This is a genomic window from Sphingomonas sp. S-NIH.Pt15_0812, assembly GCF_003951315.1.
In the GTDB taxonomy this organism is placed as follows: Bacteria; Pseudomonadota; Alphaproteobacteria; order Sphingomonadales; family Sphingomonadaceae; genus Sphingomonas.
On sequence record NZ_QLJH01000018.1, the window covers coordinates 1 to 21234 of the forward strand.

The 21234-nt window shown below is 66.6% G+C and carries 23 protein-coding genes; all 23 read left to right on the forward strand.

Features of this window, described 5'->3' with window-relative positions:
• Positions 1–130 precede the first annotated feature (130 nt).
• On the forward strand, positions 131–361 hold the full coding sequence (locus tag BRX43_RS12660) for a ribbon-helix-helix protein, CopG family (protein WP_125995410.1): 231 nt from the start codon (positions 131–133) through the stop codon (positions 359–361).
• A complete protein-coding gene (locus tag BRX43_RS12665; protein WP_206433203.1) occupies positions 358–699 on the forward strand; it encodes a type II toxin-antitoxin system PemK/MazF family toxin in 342 nt (113 codons plus the stop codon). The genes BRX43_RS12660 and BRX43_RS12665 overlap by 4 nt, the downstream gene beginning before the upstream one ends.
• A 34-nt stretch (positions 700–733) precedes the next feature.
• The gene (locus BRX43_RS12670) at positions 734–1642 is read left to right on the forward strand and encodes a class I fructose-bisphosphate aldolase (protein ID WP_125995413.1); all 909 of its coding nucleotides are present in this window, start codon (positions 734–736) and stop codon (positions 1640–1642) included.
• 80 nt (positions 1643–1722) lie between these two features.
• Positions 1723–2412, forward strand: coding sequence for a thiamine phosphate synthase (gene thiE, locus BRX43_RS12675; RefSeq protein WP_125995415.1), 690 nt, complete (start codon positions 1723–1725; stop codon positions 2410–2412).
• Between the two features lie 63 nt (positions 2413–2475).
• Entirely contained in the window at positions 2476–3477 is a 1002-nt protein-coding gene (locus BRX43_RS12680; RefSeq protein ID WP_125995417.1) for a L,D-transpeptidase family protein, read from the forward strand.
• A 3-nt stretch (positions 3478–3480) separates the two neighbouring features.
• A complete protein-coding gene (locus BRX43_RS12685; RefSeq protein WP_125995419.1) occupies positions 3481–4062 on the forward strand; it encodes a M23 family metallopeptidase in 582 nt (193 codons plus the stop codon).
• Positions 4063–4115: 53 nt separating this feature from the next.
• Complete coding sequence (gene efp / locus BRX43_RS12690; protein ID WP_125995421.1) at positions 4116–4679, forward strand: elongation factor P; 564 nt, start codon at positions 4116–4118, stop codon at positions 4677–4679.
• Positions 4680–4799: 120 nt separating this feature from the next.
• Positions 4800–5612 carry an inositol monophosphatase family protein gene (locus BRX43_RS12695; protein ID WP_125995423.1) on the forward strand — a complete coding sequence of 271 codons (813 nt, stop codon included), beginning with the start codon at positions 4800–4802 and terminating at the stop codon, positions 5610–5612.
• 181 nt (positions 5613–5793) lie between these two features.
• Entirely contained in the window at positions 5794–6168 is a 375-nt protein-coding gene (ndhC, locus tag BRX43_RS12700) for an NADH-quinone oxidoreductase subunit A (protein ID WP_125995425.1), read from the forward strand.
• Positions 6169–6221: 53 nt separating this feature from the next.
• The gene (locus BRX43_RS12705; protein ID WP_206433205.1) at positions 6222–6728 is read left to right on the forward strand and encodes an NADH-quinone oxidoreductase subunit B; all 507 of its coding nucleotides are present in this window, start codon (positions 6222–6224) and stop codon (positions 6726–6728) included.
• Positions 6725–7603, forward strand: coding sequence for an NADH-quinone oxidoreductase subunit C (locus BRX43_RS12710; protein ID WP_125995429.1), 879 nt, complete (start codon positions 6725–6727; stop codon positions 7601–7603). Before BRX43_RS12705 ends, BRX43_RS12710 begins: the two co-directional genes overlap by 4 nt.
• A 62-nt stretch (positions 7604–7665) precedes the next feature.
• Positions 7666–8880, forward strand: coding sequence for an NADH-quinone oxidoreductase subunit D (locus BRX43_RS12715; RefSeq protein ID WP_206433206.1), 1215 nt, complete (start codon positions 7666–7668; stop codon positions 8878–8880).
• Positions 8880–9587: an NAD(P)H-dependent oxidoreductase subunit E gene (locus BRX43_RS12720; protein WP_125995430.1), complete on the forward strand. Its 708-nt coding sequence runs from the start codon at positions 8880–8882 to the stop codon at positions 9585–9587. Before BRX43_RS12715 ends, BRX43_RS12720 begins: the two co-directional genes overlap by 1 nt.
• On the forward strand, positions 9584–10888 hold the full coding sequence (gene nuoF, locus BRX43_RS12725) for an NADH-quinone oxidoreductase subunit NuoF (protein ID WP_125995432.1): 1305 nt from the start codon (positions 9584–9586) through the stop codon (positions 10886–10888). The genes BRX43_RS12720 and nuoF overlap by 4 nt, the downstream gene beginning before the upstream one ends.
• A complete protein-coding gene (gene nuoG, locus BRX43_RS12730; protein WP_125995434.1) occupies positions 10888–12882 on the forward strand; it encodes an NADH-quinone oxidoreductase subunit NuoG in 1995 nt (664 codons plus the stop codon). Before nuoF ends, nuoG begins: the two co-directional genes overlap by 1 nt.
• Positions 12879–13925, forward strand: a complete 1047-nt coding sequence (nuoH, locus tag BRX43_RS12735; RefSeq protein WP_125995436.1) for an NADH-quinone oxidoreductase subunit NuoH — start codon at positions 12879–12881, stop codon at positions 13923–13925. The genes nuoG and nuoH overlap by 4 nt, the downstream gene beginning before the upstream one ends.
• Positions 13926–13927: 2 nt before the next feature.
• On the forward strand, positions 13928–14413 hold the full coding sequence (gene nuoI, locus BRX43_RS12740; protein WP_125995438.1) for an NADH-quinone oxidoreductase subunit NuoI: 486 nt from the start codon (positions 13928–13930) through the stop codon (positions 14411–14413).
• 43 nt (positions 14414–14456) lie between these two features.
• Positions 14457–15068, forward strand: a complete 612-nt coding sequence (locus BRX43_RS12745) for an NADH-quinone oxidoreductase subunit J (protein WP_125995440.1) — start codon at positions 14457–14459, stop codon at positions 15066–15068.
• Positions 15065–15370, forward strand: coding sequence for an NADH-quinone oxidoreductase subunit NuoK (nuoK, locus tag BRX43_RS12750; protein WP_125995442.1), 306 nt, complete (start codon positions 15065–15067; stop codon positions 15368–15370). The genes BRX43_RS12745 and nuoK overlap by 4 nt, the downstream gene beginning before the upstream one ends.
• Before the next feature lie 4 nt (positions 15371–15374).
• Positions 15375–17480, forward strand: a complete 2106-nt coding sequence (gene nuoL / locus BRX43_RS12755) for an NADH-quinone oxidoreductase subunit L (protein ID WP_125995444.1) — start codon at positions 15375–15377, stop codon at positions 17478–17480.
• 7 nt (positions 17481–17487) lie between these two features.
• Positions 17488–19044 carry an NADH-quinone oxidoreductase subunit M gene (locus tag BRX43_RS12760; protein WP_125995446.1) on the forward strand — a complete coding sequence of 519 codons (1557 nt, stop codon included), beginning with the start codon at positions 17488–17490 and terminating at the stop codon, positions 19042–19044.
• Positions 19044–20507, forward strand: coding sequence for an NADH-quinone oxidoreductase subunit NuoN (gene nuoN / locus BRX43_RS12765; RefSeq protein ID WP_125995448.1), 1464 nt, complete (start codon positions 19044–19046; stop codon positions 20505–20507). Before BRX43_RS12760 ends, nuoN begins: the two co-directional genes overlap by 1 nt.
• Positions 20507–21232 carry a biotin--[acetyl-CoA-carboxylase] ligase gene (locus BRX43_RS12770; RefSeq protein ID WP_125995533.1) on the forward strand — a complete coding sequence of 242 codons (726 nt, stop codon included), beginning with the start codon at positions 20507–20509 and terminating at the stop codon, positions 21230–21232. The genes nuoN and BRX43_RS12770 overlap by 1 nt, the downstream gene beginning before the upstream one ends.
• The last annotated feature ends 2 nt before the right edge of the window (positions 21233–21234 follow it).

Below are 21234 nucleotides of genomic sequence, written 5' to 3' on the forward strand. Positions count from 1 at the left end.
CCCCTCATGGCCCGCCCCCCGGGCCAAGCCCCAGATTGGCCGTCCCGGCACGGCCGATCAAGCCATGTCGATCGCCGGTTGAAACACCGGTCGCGCGTTGCTACGTTTAACACGTTAAACGGAGAACCCCATGCTCGGTGTCAGGCTCGACTCGGATCTGGAAGCGCGGCTGGCGGCGGTCGCGCGGACCCAGGGCCGCAGCAAGAGCGACATCGCGCGCGAGGCGGTGCGCCGCTATGTCGACCTGCACGACGAGGCATATCGGCGCGAGGCGCGGCGCCAGTCGCTACGCGCCTCCAAGCGCGACAAGGCGGAGGATGACGGCTTCTGGACCGTCCTGGCCGAGGCAAGCGGCGCATGACTGTCGCGGCGAGCGACCTGGCGCGGGGCGCGATCCTGCTGGTCGACGGTCATGACGGCGGCGAGCCGCGACCGGCGGTGGTCGTCCAGGCGGAACTGTTCAACGAGACCCATGCCACCATCACGCTCTGCCCGCTGACCCGTAGCGTCGGCGGCGAGGCGCTGTTCCGCGTCGCCATCTCGCCCCAGGAGCATACCGGCCTGCCGGTCGAATGCGAGGTGCAGGTCGATCGCATCATCTCGGTGCCGCGTCATCGCTGCGTCAAGCTGCTCGGCCATGCTTCGGCGACTCGCATGGAGCAGGTGGACCAGGCGCTGCGTCGCTGGCTCGCCCTTTGACCTTGTTTCAATCTGACACTTCCAGGAGACGCACATGACCCCGACCGTGAAGGCCATTCTCGACAAATATGAAGGCACCAGCCCGGCCGTGAAGGCGAACCTGGCCCGCATCCTGATGCAGGGCCATCTGGGCGGCACCGGCAAGCTAGTGATCCTGCCGGTCGACCAGGGCTTCGAACATGGCCCGGCGCGCTCCTTCGCGATCAATCCGGCGGCCTATGACCCGCATTACCACTATCAGCTTGCGATCGATGCCGGCCTGTCGGCCTATGCCGCGCCGCTTGGGATGCTGGAGGCGGGGGCCGACACCTTCGCCGGGCAGATTCCGACGATCCTGAAGGTCAACAGCTCGAACAGCTGGGCGACCAGCATCGACCAGGCGGTGACCGCCAGCGTGGGCGACGCGCTGCGGCTGGGCTGCGCCGCCATCGGCTTCACCATCTATCCGGGCTCCGACCAGATCTTCGAGCAGATGGAGGAGATCCGGGCGCTGCGCGAGGAGGCCGAGGCGGTCGGGCTGGCGACGGTGATCTGGAGCTATCCGCGCGGCGGCGACCTGTCCAAGGAAGGCGAGCTGGCGCTCGACGTCGGCGCCTATGCCGCGCACATGGCGGCGCTGCTCGGCGCGCATATCATCAAGACCAAGCTGCCGACCGACCATATCGAGCAGAAGGAAGCCAAGCCGCTGTACAAGGACGGCGACTTCACGTCCCAGGCGGCGCGCGTGCGCCATATGGTGCAGGCGAGCTTCGCGGGCCGGCGGATCAATGTCTTCTCGGGCGGCGCGGCCAAGGGCGAGGATGCGGTGTTCCAGGACGCGCGCGACATTCGCGACGGCGGCGGCCAGGGTTCGATCATCGGCCGCAACACCTTCCAGCGCCCGCGCGAGGAAGCGCTGGCGATGCTGGCGCGCATCGTCCGCATCTACAAGGGCGAGGAATGAAATCCGCACGGCCGTCGTCCCATGGGTGACGGCCGATCACCGCTCTGGAGCAGGCGGCTGCAAGCGGCTAGGGCGGGGGGATGACCGAAGACGATCCCCTGGGCCCTCTCGACCCGAATTTCGCCGCCGCCTTCCAACGCGACGTGCGGCGGCCACCCTGCCAACTCTATCTGATCTCGCCGCTCGACGTGGCCGGCGGCTTTGCCGACCGGCTGGCGCGCGCCCTGGATGCCGGGCCGGTCGCGGCCTTCCAGTTCCGCGTCAAGGATGTCGACCAGCATGAGGCGGCGCGTCTCGCCGAGCCGCTCCAGCGCATCTGCGAGGATCGCGAGGTCGCCTTCATCGTCAACGATTCGATCAGCCTCGCCAAGCGGCTGGGGGCGGACGGCGTGCATCTGGGCCAGGAGGATGGCGATCCGCGCGAGGCGCGCGACGCGCTCGGACCGTCGGTGCAGATCGGCGTCACCTGTCACGACAGCCGCCATCTGGCGATGGAGGCGGGCGATGCCGGCGCGGACTATGTCGCGTTCGGCAGCTTCCATCCGACCACCACCAAGGTGGTGAAGCATCGGGCCGAGCCGGTAATCCTGTCCTGGTGGTCGGCTTTGTTCGAACTTCCCTGCGTCGCGATCGGCGGGATCACGCCGGATAACGCCGCGCCGCTGGTCGCGGCGGGCGCGGATTTCCTGGCGGTGTCGGGCGCGGTCTGGTCGGGCGACGAAGCGGCGGCGGTCCGGGCCTTCGCGCAAGTGCTTGGCGGGCAAGGCTAGGGCGGAGCCAAGCCGGGCCTCGCTCGTTTGATCCGGATAGGTAACCGTTCGGATTGGAGAGCCATGGGCCGCATCACCCTGAGTCTGGTCGCTGCGCTGGCCGCGCCCGCCGCCATCGCCCAGACCCCGCCTGCTGCGGCCCCCGTGCCGATCGATCCCGGCCTGATGAAGATGCAGGTGGTGCTCGATCGGTTGGGCTTCTCGCCGGGGGTGATCGACGGCCGGCCGGGCATGTCGCTGACCGCCGCGATCAAGGGGTTCCAGGAAAGCCGGGGCCTGAAGACCAGCGGCGAGCCCGATGCGGCGACCATGGCGGCGCTCCGCCCCTATTGGGGCACGGAAGCGACCAAGGTGCTGACGCTCGATGCGCGGGTGCTCGCCGGCCCGTACATCGATCCGATCCCGCATGGCGAGGATCAGCAGGCCAAGCTGCCCGGCCTCTATTATCGCAGCCCGCTCGAAAAGCTGGCGGAGATGTTCCACACCACGCCGCAGGTGCTGGTGGCGCTCAACAGTCCGCAGACTTGGCTGCGGCCGGGCAGCCGGGTGACCTTCCCCAATGTGCTGCCGTCGAGCCGCGCCTATGATGCCAAGCTGCGCCCCGACTGGATCGCGACGCTGAACGGCCTCAATGTCGATGCGGTACAGCCGCAGGCGGCGAAGCTGGTGGTCGACAAGTCGGACAAGGTGCTGCGCGTCTATGACAAGGCCGACAAGCTGGTCGCGCAGTTCCAGGTGACGACCGGCTCGACCCACGACCCGCTGCCGATCGGCAAGTGGACGGTCAAGGGCGCGGACTACAACCCGAAATTCCACTTCAACCCGGCGCTGTTCTGGGATGCGGACAAGGACGACAAGAAGGCGATGCTGCCGCCCGGACCCAATGGCCCGGTCGGGGTGGTGTGGCTGGACCTCAGCAAGCCGCATTACGGCATCCATGGCACCCCCGAGCCGCAGCTGATCGGCCGCACCGAGAGCCATGGCTGCGTGCGCTTGGCCAATTGGAACGTGGCGCGCCTGGCCCTGATGGTGAAGCCGGGTACGCCGGCCATCTTCCAGGAATAGCGCATGAGCCGGGTCGGCTGGGTCATCCTGGCGCTGGTGGTGATCGTGGGGGCGCTGTTCGCCTCGATGACCCGGTTCGGCGGATCGGGCAGGCCGACGCGGCCTTCCGCCCAGCCGGCCGCCAGCGTCGTCGACGAGGACGCCGTGCTGGCGGTGCCGGTGGCCGGTGTCGCGCGCACCGGCATCGCGGATAGCTGGGGCGATCCGCGCGGGGAGGGGGGGCGGACGCACCAGGGCACCGACATCATGGCCCCGGGCGGTACGGCCGTCCTCGCCGCCGCCCCCGGCCGGGTGGAGAAGCTGTTCGCCAGCGACCCGGGTGGCCTGACCATCTATGTCCGCTCGCCCGGCGGGCGCTGGATCTATTATTACGCGCATCTCGCCGGCTATGCGCCCGGCCTGGCCGAGGGGCAGGCGGTCGCGCGCGGGCAGCGGATCGGCTTCGTCGGCGACACCGGCGATGCGGGCGCCGGCAACACGCATCTCCATTTCGGGCTGCAACGCATGGCGCCGGGCGAGCGCTGGTGGCAGGGGCAGTCGGTCAATCCCTACCCCCTGCTTGCCGGATCGACCGCAGGACGCTAAATCGCCGGGCATCGGGGCGACGACGCCCCCGGCTCTTTTCAGCAGGTCAATCCATGAAGATCAGCGGCGTGGACATCCGTCCCGGCAACATCATCGAGTATGACGGCGGCATCTGGCGCGCCGTCAAGATCCAGCATACGCAGCCCGGCAAGGGTGGCGCCTATATGCAGGTCGAGATGAAGAACCTGATCGACGGGCGCAAGAACAACGTCCGCTTCCGCTCGGCGGAGACGGTCGAGCGCGTCCGCCTCGACACAAAGGATTTCCAGTTCCTGTTCAAGGACGGCGATCAGCTGACCTTCATGGACAAGGACAATTACGAGCAGATCACGCTCGACGCCGGCATCCTGGGCGACGCCGCGGCCTTCCTGCAGGACGGCATGGACGTGGTGATGGAGCTGTACGACGAAAAGCCGATCTCGGTGCAGCTGCCCGACACGATCGAGGCGACGATCGTCGAGGCCGATGCGGTGGTGAAGGGGCAGACCGCCTCCTCCTCCTACAAGCCCGCCGTGCTCGACAATGGCGTGCGCGTGATGGTGCCGCCGCACATCGCCGCCGGCACGCGCATCGTCGTCGACGTGTACGAGCAGACCTACGTCCGCCGCGCGGACTGATCGTCCTCTATAATGGGGCAGGGGCCGGCGTCGTTCGCGTCGTCGCCCCCCGCCTCGACACCGGTCGCTTCGGCCGCCCCCTGACCAGTTCCTCCCGCCCATGGGAGGATGGAGAATATCATGCCTTCGCATTCCGGCCTGATGACGGTGATCGAGCGTGCCGCGCGCAAGGCTGCGCCGCGTCTTCGGCGCGACTTCAACGAGGTCCAGCAGCTCCAGGTGAGCCGCAAGGGCCCCGCCGACTTCGTGTCGATGGCCGACCAGCGCGCCGAGCAGACCCTGTTCGAGGAACTGTCGCGCGCCCGGCCCGACTGGGGTTTCCTGATGGAGGAGCGTGGCGAGGTGGCGGGTGATCCCGACAAGCCGCGCTTCATCGTCGATCCGCTCGACGGCACGTCCAACTTCCTCCACGGCATCCCGCACTTCGCCATCTCGATCGCGGTCGAGGAGCCGATGCCGAACGGCAAGCGCGAGATCACCACGGCCCTGGTCTACCAGCCGCTGACCGACGAGAGCTTCTGGGCCGAGAAGGGCCGGGGCGCCTGGCTGACCGACCAGCGGCTGCGCGTCTCCTCCCGCCGCGACCTGTCGGAGGCGCTGATCGCGACCGGCATCCCGTTCCTGGGCCATGGCGACTTCGTCGAATGGACGCGCATCTTCGGGGCGGTCGCGCCGCAGGTCGCCGGCATCCGTCGACTCGGCTCGGCCGCGCTCGACCTGGCCTGGGTCGCGGCGGGGCGGTTCGACGGCTATTGGGAATCGGGGCTGAAACCCTGGGATACGGCGGCCGGCCTGCTGCTGGTCAAGGAAGCCGGCGGCTATGTCACCGACTATCGCGGCGCGGACCGCGCGCAGGAGCGCAACGAGTTCCTCGCCTGCAACGATGCGTTGCACAGCAAGCTGCATAAGCTCGTTGCCGGTGCTCTGCGTTAACCCACCGGCACTGGGAAATTCTGCAACAAGTACCTATACTTAGCTTTCGCGCTTCGGCGCGTCGCCAGGACGGCGTGATCGCCTCTCGTTGAGAGTGATTCGCAAGCGGTTGGAAACCTTGCCCGACTTGTCCGGCGCGCCTAAAGCCCTCGTTCATCCGTTCGCACTTGCGAGAACCGTTTTGGTCGATCTGTCGCAATATCTGCCGATCCTCATCTTCCTCGGGGTGGCCCTCGCGCTGTCGAGCGCGTTCGTCTTCCTGCCGATGGCGGTCGGCCGGCTCACCGGCGCCCACAAGCCCGACGAGCAGAAGCTGTCCGAATATGAATGCGGCTTCCCCGCCTTCGAGGACCCGCGCAGCCAGTATGACGTCCGCTTCTACCTGGTCGCGATCCTGTTCATCGTCTTCGATCTGGAGGCGGCGTTCATCTACCCCTGGGCGGTCTCGGTGTTCAGCATCGGCTGGACCGCGTGGTTCGGCATGATGATCTTTATCGGCGAACTGGCCCTCGGCCTCGCCTATGCCTGGAAGAAGGGAGCATTGGATTGGGAGTAGAGCTTCACTCCGGTCCGGTCGAACTCAAGGCTCGCCCGGACGGCGGCGCGGCCGTGGTGCCGCCCGATCACGGATTTTTCGACAGCCTGAACGGTGAACTGACCGACAAGGGCTTCCTCGTCACCTCGACCGAGGAGTTGTTCCAATGGGCGCGCACCGGCTCGCTCTGGTGGATGACCTTCGGCCTGGCGTGCTGCGCCGTGGAGATGATCCACGTCAACATGCCGCGCTATGATCTGGAGCGGTTCGGCGCCGCGCCGCGCGCATCGCCGCGCCAGTCGGACGTGATGATCGTCGCCGGCACGCTGTGCAACAAGATGGCGCCCGCGCTCCGCAAGGTCTACGACCAGATGTCGGAGCCGAAATACGTCATCTCGATGGGCAGCTGCGCCAATGGCGGCGGCTATTACCATTACAGCTATTCGGTGGTGCGCGGATGCGACCGCATCGTGCCGGTGGACATCTACGTCCCCGGCTGCCCGCCGACCGCCGAGGCGCTGCTCTATGGCGTGATGCAGTTGCAGCGGAAGATTCGCCGCAGCGGGAGCATCGAGCGATGAGGGCGCCTGCGCCTGCCTATGCCGCCGCGGGCGACACGATCGAGGTGGCGACCCGCGCGATCGGCGCCGGGCTGGTCCATGCGGTCGAACTGGTCGGCGAGGTGCAGCTGCACGTCCATCGCGACTCGCTGGTCCCGGCGATGATCGCGCTGCGCGACACGCCGGGCCTGGAGTATCAGCAGCTGATGGAGATCGCCGGCGTCGACTATCCGCAGCGCGCGGAACGGTTCGACGTGGTGTACAACCTGCTGTCGATGACCCGGAACCACCGTGTCCAGGTCCATGTCGCGACCGACGAGGAGCATCCGATCCCGTCCGTCACCGGCATCTGGCCGGTCGCCGGCTGGCTGGAGCGTGAGGTCTATGACCTGTACGGCGTGCTGTTCGAGGGCAACAAGGACCTGCGTCGAATCCTGACGGACTATGGCTTTCGCGGCCATCCGCTCCGCAAGGACTTCCCGATGACCGGCTATACCGAGCTGCGCTACTCCGAGGAGGAGAAGCGCGTCGTGTACCAACCGGTGCAGCTTGCGCAGGACTTCCGCACCTTCGACTTCCTCAGTCCGTGGGAGGGTGCCGAGTACATCCTGCCCGGCGACGAGAAGGCGAAGCCGGCCCCGGGCGCGGCCAGCACTCCGCCGGCCGCCCTGCCGCAGGACAAGGGCGCGCAGACGCCCGCGACCGCGGACCAGGTGCAGAAGGCGGATGCGGACGGTTCCGCCAAGCAGGAGCCGAAGGCGTCGAGCGAGCCCTATGCCAAGACCACGGCGGAGAGCACCGCCGAGACGGGCAAGGGCAGCGCGGAACCCGATGCGACCCCCAAGCCGGCGGATCCGGACGTGATCCCGACCGCGGGCAAAGGACAGAATCAGTGAGCCATATCCCCGGAGTGGAGGTCGCCCCGGCGACGACCACGATCGATCCCTATGTCGACGAAGTGCTGGACGTGCATTCGCCCGCGCACCCGACCGAGGGCGATGTCACCATCCAGAACTACACGATCAACTTCGGTCCCCAGCACCCGGCGGCGCACGGCGTGCTGCGGCTGGTGCTGGAGCTGGACGGCGAGATCATCGAGCGGGTCGACCCGCATATCGGCTTGCTCCACCGGGGCACCGAGAAGCTGATCGAGTACAAGACCTACGCCCAGGCGCTGCCCTATTTCGATCGGCTCGACTATTGCTCGCCCATGTGCATGGAGCATAGTTTCGTCCTGGCGGTCGAGAAGCTGCTCGACATCGATGTGCCGCTGCGCGCGCAATATCTGCGCGTGTTCTTCGCCGAGCTGACCCGCATCTCCAACCACATGCTGAACCTGGGTTCGCACGTGATGGACGTGGGCGCGATGACGCCGAACCTGTGGCTGTTCGAGATCCGCGAGGACTGCCTCAACTTCTTCGAGCGTGCGAGCGGCGCGCGGATGCATCACAATTACATGCGTCCGGGCGGCGTCCATCAGGACGTGCCGCTGAAGCTGCTGACCGACATCGCCGACTGGCTCGACACGCGCCTGCCGCGCCTGTTCGAGGACGCGATCAGCCTGGTCGCCGACAACCGCATCTTCAAGCAGCGGAACGTCGACATCGCCACGGTCAGCCGCGACGATGCGATCGCCTGGGGCTTCTCGGGTCCGATGATCCGGGCCGCGGGCATCCCCTGGGACCTGCGCAAGCAGCAGCCCTATGACGTCTATGCGCGCATGGACTTCGAGGTGCCGGTGGGCACGCGCGGCGACTGCTACGACCGGTTCATGGTGCGCGTGGAGGAGGTCCGCCAGTCGGCGCGGATCATGAAGCAGTGCCTGGCCGAAATGCCGGAAGGGCCGATCGCCTCGGACGACCGCAAGGTCGTGCCGCCCAAGCGGTCGGAGATGAAGCGCTCGATGGAGGCGCTGATCCACCACTTCAAGCTCTATACCGAGGGCTATCACGTGCCGGCCGGCGAGGTCTATGTCGCGACCGAGAGCCCGAAGGGCGAGTTCGGCGTGTTCCTGGTGTCGGACGGCACCAACAAACCGTATCGCTGCAAGATCCGGCCGACCGCCTTCTCGCACCTCCAGGCGGCCGACTTCATGAGCCGGGGGCACATGCTGGCGGACACGACCGCGATCCTGGGCGCGATGGACATCGTTTTTGGTGAGTGTGACCGATAATGGCTGACGCCGTTCATATCCCCGACGAAGCCGAGGTCCGCGCGCGCTGGGGCGCGTTCGCCTGGACCGAGGAGAATGCCCGCAAGGCGCAGGAGGTGCTGGCGCGCTATCCGGCCGGGCGCGAGCAATCGGGCTCGATCCCGCTGCTCGACCTGGCGCAGCGCCAGGTGGGGGCCGAGACCCAGACGCAGGGCTGGCTGCCGGTCCCGGTGATCGAATATGTCGCGCGCTATATCGGCGTGCCGTACATGCGCGTGTACGAGGTCGCGACCTTCTACACCATGTTCAACCTGGCGCCCGTCGGCCGCTATCACGTCCAGGTCTGCGGCACGACGCCGTGCATGCTGGCGGGCAGCGACGACGTGTTCGCCGCGTGCAAGAACAAGGGGCTGATCAAGGGCAAGACCACGCCCGACGGCCTGTTCACGCTGACCGAGGTCGAGTGCATGGGCAATTGCTCCTCCGCACCGATGGTCCAGGTGAACGACGACAATTACGAGGATCTCGATTACGATCGCACCACCGCGATCCTTGAGGCGTTGGCACGCGGCGAGACGCCGAAGCCGGGCACGCAACAGCCCGGTCGCCACACCGTCGAGCCGGTGGGCGGTCCGACCTCGCTGACCGCGATGGTGACCGGGAACCACGACTATCGCGGCGAATGGAACGTCGCCCGGCAGGGGGAAGCGCGGGGAGTCGAGGCATGAGCCTTCAGGACAAGGATCGCATCTTCACCAATCTCTACGGCTATCAGTCGTGGCGGCTGGATGCGGCGCGGGCGCGCGGCGACTGGGACAATACCAAGGCGCTGCTGGATCTCGGCAACGACAAGATCATCGACGTGGTCAAGGCCAGCGGCCTGCGCGGCCGAGGCGGCGCGGGCTTCCCCACCGGCACCAAATGGTCGTTCATGCCCAAGGAGCCGCGCCCCGACCGGCCGAACTTCCTGGTCATCAATGCCGACGAGTCCGAGCCGGGTTCGTGCAAGGACCGCGAGATCATCCGCCACGATCCGCACAAGCTGATCGAGGGCGCGCTGGTCGCGGGCTTCGCGATGCGCGCGCGAGCGGCCTATATCTACATTCGCGGCGAATATATCCGCGAGGCGGAGACGCTGTTCGCGGCGGTGGCCGAGGCCTATGCGGCCGGGCTGGTCGGCAAGAACGCCTGCGGCTCGGGCTATGACTTCGACGTCTTCGTCCATCGCGGCGCCGGGGCCTATATCTGCGGCGAAGAGACCGCGATGCTCGAAAGCCTGGAGGGCAAGAAGGGCCAGCCGCGCCTCAAGCCGCCCTTCCCGGCGGGGGCGGGCCTCTATGGCTGCCCGACCACGGTGAACAATGTCGAGTCGATCGCGGTCGCGCCGACGATCCTGCGACGCGGCGCGGAATGGTTTTCCAGCTTCGGCGCGGAGAATAACCGCGGCACCAAGCTGTTCCAGATCAGTGGCCATGTGAACACGCCCTGCGTGGTCGAGGAGGCGATGTCGATCAGCTTCCGCGAGCTGATCGAGAAGCATTGCGGCGGCATTCGCGGCGGCTGGGACAATCTGCTCGCGGTGATCCCGGGCGGTTCCTCGGTGCCGCTGGTGCCGGCCGCGCAGATCATGGACTGTCCGATGGATTTCGATGGCCTGAAGGCGGTCGGATCGGGTCTGGGCACCGCCGCGATCATCGTCATGGACAAGTCGACCGACGTGGTCCGCGCGATCAGCCGGCTGTCCTATTTCTACAAGCATGAGAGCTGCGGCCAGTGCACCCCGTGCCGCGAGGGCACCGGCTGGATGTGGCGCGTGATGGAGCGGCTGCGCACCGGCGACGCCGAGGTGTCGGACATCGACATGCTCCAGCAGGTGACCAAACAGGTCGAGGGCCATTCGATCTGCGCGCTGGGCGACGCTGCCGCCTGGCCGATCCAGGGTCTCATCCGCCATTTCCGGCCCGAGCTGGAACGCCGCATCCATGAGCGCGGCGGCTCGCTCGCGCCGATGCAGGAAGCTGCCGAATAATGCCCAAGCTGAAAGTAGACGGGATCGAGGTCGAGGTGCCGCAGGGCGCCACGGTGCTCCAGGCGTGCGAAGCGGCAGGGAAGGAAATTCCCCGCTTCTGCTATCACGAGCGGCTGTCGATCGCCGGCAATTGCCGCATGTGCCTGGTCGAGGTAAAGCCGGGGCCGCCCAAGCCCCAGGCCTCGTGCGCGCTGCCCGCCGCCGAGAATCAGGAGGTCTTCACCACCACGCCGATGGTGAAGAATGCCCGTGAGGGCATCATGGAATTCCTGCTGATCAACCATCCGCTCGACTGCCCGATCTGCGATCAGGGCGGCGAGTGCGACCTGCAGGACCAGTCGGTCGCCTATGGCCGTGGCCAGTCGCGCTTCCAGGAGAACAAGCGCGCGGTCACCGAGAAATATATGGGCCCGATCGTCAAGACGATCATGACCCGCTGCATCCAGTGCACCCGCTGCATCCGCTTCGCCGAAGAGGTCGCGGGCGTGGAGGAGATCGGCGCGATCTATCGCGGCGAGAATATGCAGATCACCTCCTATCTCGAAGAGGCGGTGACGAGCGAGCTGAGCGGCAATGTCGTCGATCTCTGCCCGGTCGGCGCGCTGACCTCCAAGCCCTATGCCTATGAGGCGCGGCCCTGGGAGCTGCGGCGGACGCTGACCATCGACGTGATGGACGCGGTCGGCACCAACATCCGCCTCGACAGCCGAGGCCGGCAGGTGCTGCGCTGCGTACCGCGCATCAACGAGGACGTGAACGAGGAATGGGCGTCGGACAAGACGCGCCATGTGGTCGATGGTCTGGTCCGTCGCCGGCTCGACCGTCCCTTCGTGCGGCGGGACGGCAAGCTGGTGGCGGCGACCTGGGATGAGGCGTTCGCTGCGATCGCGGCGGTCGCGCATGGCGGCAGCGTCGCGGCGGTCGCCGGCGACCTGGTCGATTGCGAGACGATGTACGCCGCCAAGGCGCTGCTCCGCACGCTCGGCTCGGACCGGCTGGAAGGCCGCCAGACCGGCATGGCCTATGACACCTCGTCGATGGCGGCGGTCAATTTCAACAGCACGATCGCCGGTGCCGAAGAGGCGGACGCGATCCTGCTGGTCGGCACCAACCTGCGCTGGGAAGCACCGCTGGTGAACACCCGCATCCGCAAGGCGATCAAGAAGGGCGCGAAGGTCTTCGCGATCGGTCCCGAGATCGACCTGACCTACAAGGTCGAGTGGCTGGGCGCGGACCTGTCGATCCTCGGCGATTTGCCCGAGGCGCTGGTCAAGACCTTCACCGACGCCAGCAAGCCGATGGTCATCGTCGGCGGTGCGGCGCTGAAGGGCGCGCATGGCGCGGCGCTGAAGCTGGTCGACACGCTCGGCCTGGTGAAGGACGGCTGGAACGGCTTCAACGTGGTTCACATGGCGGCGAGCCGGATGGGCGGGCTGATGCTCGGCTATGCGCAGAAGGGCGGCATCGCCGACCTGCACGACGCCAAGCTGACCTTCTTCCTGGGCGCGGACGAAGTCGACTTCACCAAGTTCGGCGGGTTCAAGGTCTATGTCGGCCATCACGGCGATCGCGGTGCGGCCGCGGCCGATGTGGTGCTGCCGGGCACGACCTATGCCGAGAAGTCGGGCACCTGGGTCAATCTGGAAGGCCGGGTCCAGCGCGGCGAGCGTGCAGTGTTCGCACCGGGCGACGCGCGCGAGGATTGGTCGATCTTCCGCGCCCTGTCCGACGTGATCGGCCGCCGTCTGCCGTTCGACAGCCTCGCGGGCCTGCGCGAAGAGATGTTCGGCGAAGTGCCGGCGCTGCGTGACGAGGGCCTGGTGTCGTTCGACTGGCGGGTGCCGGCGCTCGACGGCAGCGCCAGTGGCGTGCTCGACGGCTATCCGATCAAGGATTTCTATCTGACCAACGCGATCTGCCGGGCGAGCCCGACCATGCAGCGCTGCTCGGCCGAACTCGTCCATGGCGAGACCTTCGCGGAGGCTGCGGAATGACCTCGTTCTTCGAAACCACCGTGGGCCTGCCCTATGGCTGGGCCTGGTTCGTGTCGACCATCATCGGCATCCTGGTCATCGCGCTGCCGCTGATGCTGGCCGTCGCCATGATCATCTATGCCGATCGCAAGATCTGGGCGGCGATGGCGTTGCGCCGCGGCCCCAATGTCGTCGGTCCGCTCGGCCTGCTCCAGTCCTTCGCCGACGGTCTCAAGGTCTTCCTGCAGGAAACGATCATCCCGACGGCGGCGAACCGGGGCCTGTTCCTGCTCGCGCCGATCATCACCTTCACGGTCGCGTTGATCGTCTGGGCGGTGGTGCCGTTCGCGCCGGGCGTGGTGCTCGCCGACATCAATGTCGGCCTGCTCTACGTGCTCGCCGCCTCGTCGCTCGGCGTCTACGGCATCATCCTGTCGGGCTGGGCGTCCAACTCGAAATATCCCTTCTACTCGGCGCTGCGCGCGGCCGCGCAGATGGTCAGCTACGAAGTCGCGATCGGCTTCATCCTGATTTCCATCGTCCTGTGGTCGGGCACCTTCAACCTCTCCGGCATCGTCGCCGCGCAGAAGGGGTTGTACGGCTTCGTCAACGGCAACGGCTTCAACCCGCTGCTCTTCCCGATGGCGGTGATGTTCCTGATCTCGGCGCTGGCCGAGACCCAGCGCGCACCGTTCGACCTGACGGAAGCGGAGTCCGAGCTCGTCGCCGGGTATCAGACCGAATATAGCTCGATGAGCTTCGCGCTCTTCTGGCTCGGCGAATATGCCAATGTCATCCTGATGTGCGCGCTCAACGCGACGTTGTTCTGGGGAGGCTGGCTGCCGCCGATCGACTGGGCGCCGCTCTATATGGTGCCGGGGATCATCTGGCTGTTCGCCAAGATCCTGTTCTTCTTCTTCGTGTTCAGCTGGATCAAGGCGACGGTACCCCGTTACCGCTACGACCAGCTGATGCGGCTGGGCTGGAAGGTCTTCCTCCCGGTGTCGCTGTTCTGGGTGTTCCTCGTGTCCGGTGTGCTCATGTACCACCGGGTTGGGATTTGACGATGAGTGTCGCGCAATACGTCAAGGCGTTTACGCTTTGGGAGTTCGTGAAGGCCCATGCCCTCACGCTGAAATATTTCTTCAAGGCCAAGGCGACGATCAACTATCCGTATGAACGCAATCCGGTAAGCCCGCGCTTCCGGGGCGAACATGCGCTGCGTCGCTATCCCAATGGGGAAGAGCGGTGCATCGCGTGCAAGCTTTGCGAGGCGGTGTGTCCGGCGCAGGCGATCACGATCGAGGCCGAACCGCGCGACGACGGCAGCCGCCGCACGACGCGCTACGACATCGACATGACCAAGTGCATCTATTGCGGTCTGTGCCAGGAGGCCTGCCCCGTGGACGCGATCGTCGAGGGGCCGAACTACGAGTTCTCGACCGAGACGCGCGAGGAGCTGATCTACGACAAGGCGAAGCTGCTCGATAATGGTGACCGTTGGGAGCGCACGATCGCGGCGAACCTTGCCGCCGATGCGCCGTATCGTTAATGCGCCCGCATCATCCATACAGCGCGGGTAAGGGGGCCGTCGCGTGATCCAGGCCATTGCCTTTTACCTGTTCGCCGCCATTCTGGTCGTGTCCGCCGGCTTGACGATCTCGTCGCGCAATCCGGTGCACTCCGTCATGTGGCTCATCCTGGCCTTCTTCAACGCGGCGGGGCTGATGGTCCTGGTCGGGGCCGAGTTCATCGCGATGCTGCTCGTCATCGTCTATGTCGGCGCGGTCGCGGTGCTGTTCCTGTTCGTCGTCATGATGATGGACATCGACTTCGCACAGCTGAAGACCGACGTCGCGCGCTATGCGGCGATCGGCCTCGCGCTCGGCGCGGCGCTGGCGGCCGAGATCATGATCGCGGCCTTCGCCTGGAACGCCGGGCGGATCGACCTGACGCGCCGCGTCGCGCCGGTCGACCGCGCGCTGCCGAACATCGAGGCGCTGGGGCAGCTGCTCTACACGCGCTACCTGTTCCTGTTCGAGGCGGCGGGCTTCGTCCTGCTGGTGGCGATGATCGGCGCGATCGTGCTGACCCACCGCGAGCGGGGCGGCACGCGGGCGCAGAATATCAGCCGCCAGGTTGCGCGCCGCCCGCAGGACGCGACCCGCAACGTCAAGCCGGCCGTGGGCCAGGGGGTGGAGCTGTGATCGGACTGATCCATTATCTGGTCGTCTCGGCGATCCTGTTCACCATGGGTTGCGCGGGCATCTTCCTCAACCGGAAGAACCTGATCGTCATCCTGATGGCGATCGAGCTGATCCTGCTGTCGGTGAACATCAATCTCGTCGCCTTTTCGTCCTTCCTGGGCGATCTGGTCGGGCAGGTCTTCTCGATGTTCGTGCTGACCGTCGCCGCCGGCGAGGCGGCGATCGGTCTCGCCATTCTCGTGATCTACTATCGTGGCCGCGGCACCATCGCGACCGACGACGTCAACCGGATGAAGGGGTAAACGGTTGATCCTCGCAATCGTCTTTCTGCCGCTCCTCGCCGCCGCGATCGCGGGGCTGGGAAACAAGGCTATCGGCGCGACGCCGGCGAAGCTGGTCACGACCGGCGCGTTGTTCGTCTCGTGCCTGCTGTCGTGGCCGATCTTCATCGGCTTCCTGGGCGGCAACACGCCCGCCACCGTGACGCCGGTGCTCGACTGGATCCATTCCGGCAGCATGAACGTCGACTGGGCGCTGCGCGTCGACACCATGACCGCGGTCATGCTGGTGGTCATCACCACCGTGTCGGCCTTGGTCCACCTCTATAGCTGGGGCTATATGAGCGAGGACCCGGACCAGCCGCGCTTCTTCGCCTATCTGTGCCTCTTCACCTTCGCCATGCTGATGCTGGTGACGGCGGACAGCCTGATCCAGATGTTCTTCGGCTGGGAAGGGGTGGGCCTCGCCTCCTACCTGTTGATCGGCTTCTGGTTCCGCAAGCCGACCGCCAACGCCGCCGCGATCAAGGCCTTCGTAGTCAACCGCGTCGGCGATCTCGGCTTCATGCTCGGCATCTTCGGGACCTTCCTGGTGTTCAACACCGTGTCGATCCCGGCGATCCTGGCGGCCGCGCCGAGCATGGCGGGTTCGACCATCGGCTTCCTCGGCTTCCGCGCCGACACGATGACGGTACTCTGCCTGCTACTGTTCGTCGGCGCGATGGGCAAGTCGGCGCAGCTCGGCCTTCACACCTGGTTGCCGGACGCGATGGAGGGCCCGACCCCTGTGTCGGCGCTGATCCACGCCGCGACCATGGTCACGGCCGGCGTCTTCATGGTGTGTCGTCTTTCGCCGATGTTCGAGGTCGCGCCCGCCGCGCTCGAGGTCGTGCGCTGGGTCGGTGCCGCGACCTGCCTGTTCGCCGCGACCTGCGGCCTGGTGCAGACCGACATCAAGCGCGTCATCGCCTATTCGACCTGTTCGCAGCTCGGCTACATGTTCTTCGCGGCCGGCATCGGTGCCTATGGCGCGGCGATGTTCCACCTGTTCACGCACGCCTTCTTCAAGGCGCTGCTGTTCCTGGGGGCGGGCTCGGTGATCCATGCGATGCACCATGAGCAGGACATGCGCTATTATGGCGGCCTGCGGAAGGAGATCCCGCTGACCTTCTGGGGCATGATGATGGGCACGCTCGCCATCACCGGCGTGGGTCTGCCGTTCGTCGACATCGGTTTTGCGGGCTTCTATTCGAAGGACGCGATCATCGAAGCAGCCTGGGCGGCCGGGCAGCCGGGGACCTGGTTCGTCGGCGTGCTCGTCGCGCTGCTGACCAGCTTCTATTCCTGGCGCCTGATGTTCCTGACTTTCTGGGGCAAGCCGCGCTGGGTCAATTCGGAGCATATCCAGCACGCGGTGCATGATGCGCACGGCCATGGTCATGACGATCATGCGCACGGCCATGACGCGCACCATGCCGATGAGGCGCACCACAACCCGGCCCAGGCCGAGGATGCGGGCGATGCCCCGTCGCAGCATGGCCCGCGCCAGCAGGACCTGCAGGTCGGCACGGCGGGCTATCATCCCCATGAAAGTCCGTTCCCGATGCTCGTGCCGTTGATCGTGCTGTCGATCGGCGCGATCGCGGCGGGCTTCGTCTTCGCGCCCTTCTTCATCGGAGCGGAAACGGGTGGGGCCTTCTGGCGTGGCGCATTGTTCTTCAACGAGCATCTGATGCACGCCATCCACACCGTGCCGGAGCCGGTGAAGCTGGCCACCGCGATCGCGATGCTGCTCGGGCTGGGCACCGCCTGGTACGCCTATATCGCCAATCCGCGCTTCCCGGCGGCGGTCAGCGGCCAATTCGGCGTGCTGTACCGCTTCCTGCTCAACAAATGGTATTTCGACGAGCTGTACCATCTGCTCTTCGTCCGCCCCGCCTTCGCGATCGGCCGCTTCCTGTGGCATCGCGGCGACGAGAAGACGATCGACCGGTTCGGGCCGAACGGCTCGGCCTGGGTCGTGCAGATGGGCAGCCGCGCTGCCGGCAAGCTGCAATCAGGATATGTCTATTCCTATGCGTTCGTCATGCTGATCGGGCTCACCGCCGCGGTCACCTGGGTCATTGCGGGTTGATCGGGTGATGGAGGGCCTTCCCATTCTGTCGCTGATGCTCGCGGTGCCGCTGGTTGCCGCCGTCATCTGTCTGTTCCTGTCCGCGGAGGGCGCGCGCCGGCTGGCGCTCGCCGCCACGCTGGTCGATTTCGTGCTGGGCATCCTGCTCTGGCTCAACTTCGACATCGGCGGTGCGCAGTGGCAGTTTGTCGAGGCGGGGCCGCGGCTCGGCTTCTTCAGCTGGAGCCTGGGCATCGACGGCTTCGCGTTGATGCTGATCATGCTCAGCGTGTTCCTGATGCCGATCTGCATCGGCGCGAGCTGGCGGTCGGTCACCAACCGCGTGCCGGAATATATGGCGGCGTTCCTGCTGACCGAGGTGCTGATGATCGGCACCTTCGCCGCGCAGGACCTGTTCCTCTTCTATCTGTTCTTCGAAGCCGGCCTGATCCCGATGTACCTGATCATCGGCATCTGGGGCGGGGCGAACCGCATCTACGCGTCGTACAAGTTCTTCCTGTACACGCTGCTTGGCTCGCTCCTGATGCTGATCGCGATGATCTACATGGCGCAGACCGCCGGCAGCTCCTCGATCCCCGATCTGCAGGCCTATGACTTCCCGGCGCATGTCCAGACATGGCTGTGGCTGGCCTTCTTTGCCTCGTTCGCGGTGAAGATGCCGATGTGGCCGGTTCATACCTGGCTGCCCGACGCGCACGTGCAGGCGCCGACCGCGGGCTCGGTCATCCTGGCGGGCGTGCTGCTGAAGCTGGGCGGTTACGGCTTCCTGCGCTTCTCGCTGCCGATGTTCCCGGAGGCGTCGGGTCAGCTGACCTGGCTGATCTTCGCGCTGTCGGCGGTGGCGGTGGTCTATACCTCGCTGGTCGCGCTGGTGCAGTCCGACATGAAGAAGCTGATCGCCTATTCGTCGGTCGCGCACATGGCGATCGTGACCATCGGCCTGTTCGCCTTCAACCAGCAGGGCATCGAGGGCGCGATGATCATGATGCTCAGCCACGGACTGGTGTCTGGCGCGCTGTTCCTGTGCGTCGGCGTCATCTACGACCGGCTGCACACCCGTGAGATCGCGCGCTATGGCGGGCTCAGCATCAACATGCCGAAATATGCGGTGCTGTTCCTGTTCTTCACCATGGCATCGATCGGCCTGCCCGGGACCAGCGGCTTCGTCGCCGAGTTCCTGGCGCTGATGGGCACCTACCAGCGATCGACCTGGTTCGCGCTGTTGTGCACGACCAGCATCATCCTGGGCGCGGCTTACATGCTCTATCTCTACCGCCGGATCGCCTATGGCGAGATCAAGTCGGACGAGGTGCGCGGCATGTCGGACCTGTCGGGTCGCGAGATGTGGCTGATGGCCCCGATCGCCGGCGTGGTGCTGTGGATGGGTGTCTATCCGGAAAGCTTCCTCGCGCCGATGCGGAGCGACGTGGCGATCCTGATGCAGCGGGTCGATCGCGCCGCACCGCCGAGCGACAGCCGTCCCACGCCGGGCAATCCGGCCGCCGTCGCCGCCCTGAAGACGCACGAAGCGCATGAAGAAGCCGCCCCGGGGGAGGCGCACTAATGGATTATGCCGCCAATCTGATGCTGTCGCTGCCCGAGGTGATCCTCGGCGTCGGCGCGGTCATCCTCATGATGTTCTCCGCCTGGGGCGGTCCGGGTGCGACGCGCGCGGTGTCCTGGGCCTCGGTCGCGATATTGTTCGGCGCGGGCATCGCGCTGACCGGTCCCGCCGGGCATGGTGGCGACGCCTATCTCGGCCTCTATCATGCCGATGCCTTTGCGGCCTTCGCCAAGGTGCTGATCTACATCGCCACGGCGGTCGCGATCATCATGGCGCCCGGCTTCTTCGAACGGACGGCGGGCGACAATCTGCGGCCGGAATATCCGGTGCTGATGTTGCTTTCGGCGACCGGCATGGGCCTGATGGTGTCGGCGGGCGACCTGCTGACCCTCTATGTCGGGCTGGAGTTGCAGAGCCTCGCGGCCTATGTCCTCGCCAGCTTCATGCGGCGCGACCAGCGGTCCGCCGAAGCCGGCCTGAAATATTTCGTGCTCGGCGCGCTGGCCAGCGGCATCCTGCTCTACGGCGTCAGCCTGGTCTATGGCTTCACCGGCACCACGCTGTTCCGGGGCATCGCCGATGCCTATGCGATCGATGCGGCCAATCCGGTCAAGTCGCTCGGCATGGTGTTCGGCCTGGTCTTCGTCTTCGCTGGCCTGGCCTTCAAGATCTCGGCCGTGCCGTTCCACATGTGGACGCCCGATGTCTATGAGGGCGCACCGACGCCGGTGACCGCCTTCTTCGCCTCCGCGCCCAAGGTCGCGGCGATCGGGCTGGTGGTCCGCGTCGCCATCGAGGCGATGGGCCCGGCGCTCGGCGAATGGCGCCAGATCGTGATCTTCGCCGCACTCGCCTCGATCATCCTGGGCGCGGTGGCCGCGATCGGCCAGACCAACATCAAGCGTCTGCTCGCCTATTCGTCGATCAACAATGTCGGCTTCGCGTTGGTCGGCCTCGCCGCCGGCACAGCCGAGGGCGTGGCGGGCGTGATGACCTATATGGCCATCTATGTCGCGATGACCTTGGGCTCGTTCCTGGTCGTGCTCCAGATGCGGGGGGCCGATGGCCAGCCGGTCGAGAGCATCGCCAGCCTGTCGGGCATGTCGCGCACGCGGCCGGCGCTGGCGGCGGCGATGGCGATCTTCATGTTCTCGCTCGCCGGTATCCCGCCGCTGTTCGGCTTCTACGCCAAGTTCGCGGTCTTCTCGGCTGCGGTGCAGGCCGGGCTGTTCCCGCTGGCGGCGATCGGTATCGCGGCGTCGACGATCGGTGCCTATTATTACCTGCGCATCGTCAAGACGATGTATTTCGACGATCCGGCCCCGGCCTTCGTCAAGGGCGAGGAAGGCGCGCTGCAAGGCGGGCTGATCGCACTGGCGGCGGTCGTCGTGTCGCCGCTCGGCTATCTGGCGATCCCGGCGCTGGGTGCCTGGTCGATGGCAGCCGCACGAGCGCTGTTCTGATCGACGTCCGCACGGTCGCGGAGACGGGATCGACCAACGCCGATCTGCTCGCCCTGGCGGCGGGCGGATCGGCCGGGTCGCCGGTCGAGGGGCTCTGGCTCCGCGCCGAACGCCAGACGGGGGGACGCGGGCGGCAGGGGCGGCCCTGGCAGTCGCCGCCCGGCAATCTCTACGCCAGCACCATTCTCTACCTGCGTCCGGCCGACCCGCCCGCCGCCAGCCTTGCGCTGGTCGCGGCCGTCGCGCTGGACGAGGCGGTGCGCGTGTTCGTCGAGGCCGCCGTCGCGACCTCGCTCGCCCTCAAATGGCCCAACGACCTGCTGGCGGGGGCCGCGAAGCTCTCCGGCATCCTGCTCGAACGCACCGGCGATGCGGTGGTGATCGGGTTCGGCGTCAATCTGGCGCATCACCCCGACCTGCCGGATCGTCCCACCACCAGCCTGGCGGCACTCGGCGCACCGGTCGATCCGGCCGCCTTTCTGGAGGTGCTGGGCGAGACGATGGCGCGCTGGCGGGATCGGTGGCGGGTGGACGGGATCGAGCCGGCCCGTCGCCGCTGGCTGGAGCGGGCGCACCCGGTCGGTACGGCGCTCACGGCGCGGCTGCCCGATGCGACTATGGTCGACGGCCTGTTCGACGGCCTTGACGCGCAGGGCGCGCTCCTGTTGCGCTTGGCGGGCGGCGAGCGCCGTGTCATCCACGCCGCCGATATCTTCCTGATCTGAGG